The sequence below is a fragment of the Aedoeadaptatus coxii genome (genome assembly GCF_001553115.1).
In the GTDB taxonomy this organism is placed as follows: Bacteria; Bacillota; Clostridia; order Tissierellales; family Peptoniphilaceae; genus Aedoeadaptatus; species Aedoeadaptatus coxii.
In genome coordinates this window covers 23,272-30,531 of the sequence record NZ_KQ960178.1, presented here as the reverse complement: position 1 = coordinate 30,531, position 7,260 = coordinate 23,272, and the positions used below count along the sequence as shown (strand labels likewise).

General features: G+C 35.2%; 7 protein-coding genes. 1 reads left to right on the top strand and 6 read right to left on the bottom strand.

The annotated features are described in order from the left end of the window. Positions 1–212: 212 nt before the first annotated feature. Together HMPREF1863_RS05265 and HMPREF1863_RS05260 are read right to left on the bottom strand one after the other, a co-directional pair. Positions 213–701, bottom strand: a complete 489-nt coding sequence (locus tag HMPREF1863_RS05265; RefSeq protein WP_068368154.1) for a prolyl-tRNA synthetase associated domain-containing protein — start codon at positions 699–701, stop codon at positions 213–215. Between the two features lie 9 nt (positions 702–710). After that, positions 711–1,028 (bottom strand): DUF503 family protein, encoded by a 318-nt coding sequence (locus tag HMPREF1863_RS05260; protein ID WP_068368151.1) that lies wholly within the window; start codon positions 1,026–1,028, stop codon positions 711–713. A gap of 78 nt (positions 1,029–1,106) precedes the next feature. Between HMPREF1863_RS05260 and HMPREF1863_RS05255 the strand changes: the two genes are divergently transcribed. Then, complete coding sequence (locus HMPREF1863_RS05255; protein WP_068368150.1) at positions 1,107–2,279, top strand: iron-containing alcohol dehydrogenase; 1,173 nt, start codon at positions 1,107–1,109, stop codon at positions 2,277–2,279. Between the two features lie 99 nt (positions 2,280–2,378). Here the strand turns inward: HMPREF1863_RS05255 and HMPREF1863_RS05250 are convergent, their stop codons facing one another. The 4 genes from HMPREF1863_RS05250 to HMPREF1863_RS05235 form a co-directional block, all read right to left on the bottom strand. Then, complete coding sequence (locus HMPREF1863_RS05250) at positions 2,379–4,880, bottom strand: ABC transporter permease (RefSeq protein ID WP_068368148.1); 2,502 nt, start codon at positions 4,878–4,880, stop codon at positions 2,379–2,381. Continuing rightward, positions 4,798–5,520: an ABC transporter ATP-binding protein gene (locus HMPREF1863_RS05245; protein ID WP_068368143.1), complete on the bottom strand. Its 723-nt coding sequence runs from the start codon at positions 5,518–5,520 to the stop codon at positions 4,798–4,800. The genes HMPREF1863_RS05250 and HMPREF1863_RS05245 overlap by 83 nt, the downstream gene beginning before the upstream one ends. Before the next feature lie 88 nt (positions 5,521–5,608). Then, positions 5,609–6,481, bottom strand: a complete 873-nt coding sequence (locus tag HMPREF1863_RS05240; RefSeq protein WP_068368140.1) for a sensor histidine kinase — start codon at positions 6,479–6,481, stop codon at positions 5,609–5,611. Beyond that, positions 6,469–7,122, bottom strand: a complete 654-nt coding sequence (locus tag HMPREF1863_RS05235) for a response regulator transcription factor (protein ID WP_068368126.1) — start codon at positions 7,120–7,122, stop codon at positions 6,469–6,471. Before HMPREF1863_RS05235 ends, HMPREF1863_RS05240 begins: the two co-directional genes overlap by 13 nt. Positions 7,123–7,260 lie beyond the last annotated feature (138 nt).

Genomic DNA, 7,260 nt, shown 5'->3' with positions numbered 1-7,260 from the left:
GCGAGAGTTCGTTTTATTTATTCTATTGTCGCTATTTTTTCCAGAAGCACTAATTTTACGCCGGCAATGCCGTTAAATGTAGTGTCTACAATGCCTACCTCTCGGTAACCTAACGTCTTATACATCCTCCGGGCGCGAACATTTTTTTGCATTGGTATCCAAACGCAAATAGAGCGTTTTCTACTGCAAGCTTTTCTCGGCTTAAACACGTTTTAAATCGAGACCACGTTTACTTTCGTGCCCGCTTCTTCTAAAAGGGCGACGAGATCTTCCGCTTGAAGCCATACGGTGGCGGTGTTGTCGTTGGGGTGAATGCCGATAATGCCCCCTTGTTTTGTAAATTGACGATCTAAATAAAAAATCACGTCGTGTTCTTCATTATTTAACAGACCGAAGGGAGATACGGCGCCGGGTTCCAAACCGAGCTTCGCCTTTAAATCGTCGGGCTTGCCGAAGGAAAGGCGACGGGTGTTGTGCTTTTCCTTAAATTCCTTTAAATCTACGCGCTTGTCGCCGTAAACCGTAATCAGGTAATAATTTTTCTTTTTATCGTCGCGGACAAAGAGATTCTTCGCGTCGCGGCCGGGATATTTTAAATCCACATTATTTAATTCTTCCATATTCATAACCGCTTCGTGTTCGTCCACTTCGTACGCGATCTTTTTTTCGTCTAAAAAATCGTAAATTCCTTGTTTATCCATTATATCCTCCTAAAAATCTTGTTCATGACTATAATTTATCATATCCCAATCGTAACGGGCAAGTTCCCCCTCGCCTAAGGCGATTTCCTCCACGGCTCGTCGACATTTTTCTACAAACTCTTCCCCTTCCCTAGCGTCCAAGGCCACGTAGGCAGCGGTAAAGGTGATGTAATTTAAAAGTTCGTGATCCGCCGTTTCTTTTATGGAAAGATTAAAGCTGTTTTTAAGCCCCGTGGCGATTTTTTGCCGCATGCGCCGCTTATCTTTTAGGGAATCGCTCATGTAAAGGCGCACAGAAAAAGAAAGTGCCACAATAAAACGTTTCATTTTCATCCTCCTTTTATGATATTCTCTCATTTAGGGTATACCCTTCAATACGAAAACAGAAAAGAGAAAGGAAGCATTATGAGAGATTTTAAATTTCACGTGAATACCGCCATTTTATTCGGCGAAGATCAAGCCCATGCCTTTGCCAAGGAAATCAAAAAACTGGGTAACCGCGCCCTCGTCGTCTTCGGCGGCGGCTCCGTCAAGCGCAACGGCATTTACGACACCATTACATCGGCTCTAAAAGAAGAAGGAGTGGAATGGATCGATCACGGCGGCATCGAGCCCAACCCCCACATCGAAAGCGTGGTCGCCGGCGTGGAAAAAGTGAAGGCCGAAAACATCGACGTCATTCTCCCCATCGGCGGCGGCTCCACCATCGACGCGGCAAAATTAATCGCGGCGGCTTCCGTCACAGGTGGCGATCCCTGGGATATCGTCATTCGAAAAAATAAAGTAACCGGCGCCCTTCCCATCGCCACTGTGCTCACATTAGCGGCTACAGGTTCTGAAATGGATATTGCATCGGTCATTACCAATCCTGCCACGAAGGAAAAAATCGGCTGGCGCAGCCCCATGGTCTTGCCGAAAGTAAGTCTTTTAAATCCCGCCTACACCAAAACCGTGAGCCCCTACCAAACCGCATCGGGCACGGCGGATATTATGAGCCACACCATGGAAAATTATTTCTCCGTCAACGACGACGCCTTTATGCAAGATTCCTTTGCCGAAGGGCTTTTGCGCACCTGCGTTCACTACGGCCCTATTGCCGTTAAAAATGGCGACGACATGGAAGCGCGGAGCAATTTAATGTGGGCGTCCAGCTGGGCCATTAACGGCCTTTTAAATACGGGTAAGACCCAAGCATGGAGCGTGCATCCTATGGAACACGAACTTTCCGCTTTCTTCGATATTACCCACGGCGTAGGTCTCGCCATTTTAACGCCGCGCTGGCTGCGTCATCTCTTAAATGAAGAAACGGCGCCGAAAATCGCCCGCTTCGGCCACCACGTCTTCGACATTTCGAAAAAAGATACGATGGAAATGGCGGAAGAGGCCATCGATCGTCTCCACTACTTCTTCCTCTCCATGAATATCCCCATGACGCTGGAAGAGGTAGGCATTACAGAAGATTCCCTTGAGCCCATGGCAAAAGCCTGCGCCGATCACGTAGGCGGCACCATTAAAGGCTTCGTCGATCTCCACGAAGAAGATATCCTCGCCATTTATAAGGCATCTTTTAGAAATTAAATTCAAATGAGTCCATTTAATTTGATTCTACAAAATAGGAAACGGCTATGAGCAACCATCTCATAGCCGTTTCCTATTTCTAGTTAACATGAAAAATATTTATTCTAAACTTCTTATTCTATCTACAAGACTATTTTGGCTATGCTTTTCATAAAACCTACCTGTAAATATTATCCCAATAATTATATTTACAAAGTTGACAAGAATAAGTGGCATGATTACAAATTTATAGGAAGTCCACTTAGTTTGTTCCATAAAACCTATCAAGATGTATTTATCTACAAGAAGCATAATGATGAAAGAAAATACTAAGCCACATAAAGAATAGATCAAATTCTTTTTCACCAAATATTTTTTAATATTTTTCTTTGTCATTCCAATTGCTTCAAGAATTGATAAGTTAACCATATTTCTCAAAATTTCAGTAGCAATAACATTTATAAAATTCAGTACAGAAATTAAAAACAATACTATAGATAAACTATAACCCACAAATTCTATAAGATTTTTAAAATCTTTAAAAGACTTTATTTGAAGATCTCTTGAGTCATAGGAAAAGTCTGGGTTACTTTCAAAAGATTTTAATAACTTATCAAAATTTTCCTTTTCACTATCCTCCACATCAAATCCATAGGACATTATACTATTATCGCCTGTGAGATTTTTATACTCATTCGGCTTCATATAAATGTATTCCAAGCCTAAAGTAGGACTAGATTCGTCGTTTATATCTTCCTTAAATACAGGAAAATATCTAAGACCATTTGAAAAATTATATTCAACCTTGCCCATAACTTGGACTTCTTTGACCCTGTTTTTTACATTGATTTTTATTTTATCGCCAGTTTTATAGTCAGAATCATTTCTTATTTTTTCGCCTATAATAACATAATTTCCAGTTTGCCATTTATCTTTATCAAACTCTCCATCTATAAATTTTTGTTTATTTATTAGAAACTCATCCATACCGAATAGAATTGGTGCGACTTTATGATCTTCTATTTTTATACTTGGAAAGGAGTACTCATAACCATAGGAATATAAAGCTCCTCCAGCTTTAAATCCCTTTTGATTTTCTATTTCATCAATGAAATTATCCTTGATACCGTCCTCACTTCCTGAGTACATATACCTAAAATACTTTGGACTTGCTATATTATAGTCTGTTGCAATAACATCAGAAATTCCCTTTTCTAAATCAATATTGCCGGTGTAAGTTAAAACGCTGTTTAAAATAACAGCAGATAGACTAATAGAAAGAACTATCGAAATAAATCTAAATTTATTGGAAAATACTTGTCTTCTAGCAAGCTTGCCTAAAGAAATACCCTCGCTTTTATATTTACTTTTTATCTCGATTTCATTGTATCTGCTGGCATCTATTGGAGAAACTTTTGCTGCATATCTTGCAGGTCTCATAACCGATAAAAATACTGTAAGCAAAGTAAAGGCTGTCGAAAATAAGATAATTAAGACCATTACCGTTAGTGATAATTTTACCTCCGTTAACATCTCATTACTTGCAAATATTTTGTTTAAAATGATTTTTCCGATAGAAATTCCTACTATATCTCCAATTATTATTGAAGGAAGTGCGACTGCTAAAGATTCAAGATGAATAAGCCTTTTGATTTGTGGCTTTGTCATTCCAATTGTTTTTAAAAGTCCTAGAAGTTTAATATCTTCATTTACGGATATCTTAAAAATATTATTTATTATTAAGTATCCCGCTACAATTACTAAAATCAAAAAAGCTAAGAAGGGTAGAAATGTTTTAAAATCAAAACTAGAATCACCAGATAAAAGATATGCAAAGTTAACACCAATTCTTATTTCTTTATCAGATAAATTACCAGGGTCCTCTACCACTTTATAACCATTTCTCTCTGCAATTTTTAAAAGCTTATTCCTTATCATAAAGGAATTCTTTAGCATTACTTCCACGTCATTATTATTTCCCGGAAGGGATAATTTATCTACATAAGCTTTTGATAAATAGATTTGTCCTACACCAACGTTGGAATCAATAGGATTTTGAAAGGTTCCAGATATAATAAATTTATCACTTTTCTTTTCGATAATCTCTCCCGTGTAAGGTTTTTCTATTTTAAAAGGAACTTCTATCTCTTCTCCGATTTCACCCTTATAACCTAATTTTTTAGCAGTAGCTGTATCTATAAATACTTCATTTTCTTTTTCTGGAAACTTCCCCTTAACTTTTTCTATTAGAGACCATTCAAATCCTTTTTTGTCCATATAGGATAGTTCTGCCATAACTTTTTCATCATCAAGAATGCCAACTTTCTCTCTAACTGAAAAATCCTTTATATCCTTATCATGGGTTAATATTTCTACATCTTCATCACAAATATCTTTAAAAGAACCATGGCTGATTGTTCCAACAGTTTTCATCGTTTGGGTTTCCATGCTTTTTCCTAAACCTAAGGCTACGGAAAACAGACTCGTAAATAGTATAGAAGTCAAAGCAATTGCTAATAAGAGAATATTTCTCCTACTTTTATTCGCATTTAAAATACTTTTTGCAAGCCTCCTTATATAAGCTTTTTTTTTGACTTTCATTTTTTCCCACCAGCTTTCCATCTTCTATCCTTAGAGTTTTTTCTGCAGCTTGAGCGACGGCATCATCGTGAGTAATCATAAGAATAGTATTTCCAAGCTCTTTATTAATCTTTTTTAGTAAGTAAACAACTTGGGAAGAAGATTTTGAATCTAAATTTCCTGTAGGTTCGTCAGCTAGAATTAAAGATGGTTTAGTAACTAAGGCTCTTGCTATGGCAACTCTTTGTTGCTGTCCGCCAGATAATTCATTTGGCATTTTATTTTTTTGATCACTTATCTCAAGTATATCTATTACGGAATCAACGTATTTCTTATCTACTTTGTCCCCATCAAGACCAAAGGGAATAATTATATTCTCATATACATTTAGCATGGGCAAAAGATTATATGCTTGAAAGACAAAACCGATATTTCTTCTCCTAAAAATGGTTCTCTCATCATCTTTCAATGCATAAATGTCGGTATCATCAATTAAAACTTTTCCGCTTGTAGGATAATCAAGTCCTCCTAATAAATGTAATAGGGTTGATTTACCAGATCCGCTTGCTCCAATTATGGAAATAAATTCTCCTTTTTCCACATCGAAAGATACTCCGTCAAGAGCTCTTACTTCCACGTCATTTGTTTTATAATATCTTTTTAAATTTTCTACTTTTAACATATCTATCACCTCTTTACATTTAATATAACATTCATATCTTACAAAGTACTTACAAGACTTCTTACAGCTTTGTAAGAAAAAAGACTTCTCACAAGGGGAAGTCTACTGAAAATTTTATTCTATTTTCGTCTAAAGATGCTCTTATATTTCCACCATGCTTTTCTATAATTTCTCTGGCTATAAATAGACCTAAACCCAAACCGTCCTTTGAAACTGAATTTTTTCCTCTATAAAATCTTTCAAATATCTTTGGCAAAGTTTCTTCTGATAAGTCTTTGCTCTCATTTTCTATGTCTAGATTATAGTTTAGGTAAGATTTATAAACTGAAATATTAATAGTAGAACCATTGGGCGAGTATTTTATAGCATTATCTACAAGATTGTGGATAGCTTCTTTAAGCCATCTTTCGTCCAAATTGAAAATTAAGTCTTCGTCTTTTAAATTTATACTTATATCTTTTTCATTTAATATGACTTTGAATTCTCCTAAAACATCTTGTACTAGATCTTTTAAATTTGCTTGATGTTTTTGTAAGGAGATAATATCAGATTCTAGCCTAGAAGATTTTACTAGGTTTTGAATTAAAAATTCTAGTTTATTAAGTTCATACTTTATAATTTCAAGATACTCATCTTTCGGATTATCTTCTAAAAGACTAATGTATAAAGAAAGGTTGGTAATGGGTGTCTTGGTTTGGTGTGATATATCTGCTATTAAATCTTTTGTTTTACTTTTTTCTGTATTTATTTTCGCTTCTTTTACTTGGCTGGCATACAAAAACTTAATGAGTTTTGATTTTATTTTAGATAATTCCTTTTCATCAAATTCTGCAATTTCTAAATTTCCATCCAAAGCCTTATCAATATAGTCTGAGAGTTCACGCATTTCACTTCTCAAGACAATATATTTATATAAAATAATTCCATTTATAAGAACTAAAAGACCTATTAAAAATTCCATTTATATCCAACTCCAAAGACTGTTTCTATTGGGTCATAGGGTTTTAATTTGTTTCTGATTCTAGAAATGTTGACGCTCAATGTATTTTGATCAATAAATTCATCATCTATTCCCCAAACAAAATCAAATAGTAATTCCTTAGTAATAACCTGAGACTTGTTTTTTATCAGGTAGTATAAAATTTTTGTCTCTGTTCTTGTGAGATCTATATTTTTATTATCTACATAGAAAGTATTTTCATTGAAATTAAAGTCTAAACCCTCTTTCTTGTAAAGATTTAAATCACTAGACACTATTTTTTCAAAGGCTCTTTTTATCTTTGCTTCTAGGATTCCTAAAGAAAAAGGCTTGGTTAAATAGTCGTCTGCCCCTAAATTTATAGCTGAAATGATATATGCTTCAAGATCTATGGCAGATAAAACTATAATGGGAATTGATGAAGTTTCTCTGGTATATTTTATTATTTCAAGACCATCTCCATCTGGTAAGTTCATATCGAGTAAAATCAAATCGACATCACCAATAAAAGCTTGAGATTCACTAATTGAGCTCGCAGATAGAATCCCATAGTCTTTATTCAAAGCTATGGTAAGTCCTTTATTTAAATTATTATCATCTTCAATGATCAGAATTTTTTTCATACCTTAACTTCTCCACTTGTTTTTTATTGCCTTTCTCTCTAAATTACAATATCATTATCTCTCTTATTTGCAACGATTTGTAATTAATCATGTGGTTTAAAAGTATAATTTATCATTGACATAATGAATAAGATTTTT

Coding starts and splice junctions, on each gene's coding strand:
- HMPREF1863_RS05265 (WP_068368154.1), bottom strand. CDS start 701: ATGGATAAACAAGGAATTTACGATTTTTTAGACGAAAAAAAGATCGCG.
- HMPREF1863_RS05260 (WP_068368151.1), bottom strand. CDS start 1,028: ATGAAACGTTTTATTGTGGCACTTTCTTTTTCTGTGCGCCTTTACATG.
- HMPREF1863_RS05255 (WP_068368150.1), top strand. CDS start 1,107: ATGAGAGATTTTAAATTTCACGTGAATACCGCCATTTTATTCGGCGAA.
- HMPREF1863_RS05250 (WP_068368148.1), bottom strand. CDS start 4,880: ATGGAAAGCTGGTGGGAAAAAATGAAAGTCAAAAAAAAAGCTTATATA.
- HMPREF1863_RS05245 (WP_068368143.1), bottom strand. CDS start 5,520: ATGTTAAAAGTAGAAAATTTAAAAAGATATTATAAAACAAATGACGTG.
- HMPREF1863_RS05240 (WP_068368140.1), bottom strand. CDS start 6,481: ATGGAATTTTTAATAGGTCTTTTAGTTCTTATAAATGGAATTATTTTA.
- HMPREF1863_RS05235 (WP_068368126.1), bottom strand. CDS start 7,122: ATGAAAAAAATTCTGATCATTGAAGATGATAATAATTTAAATAAAGGA.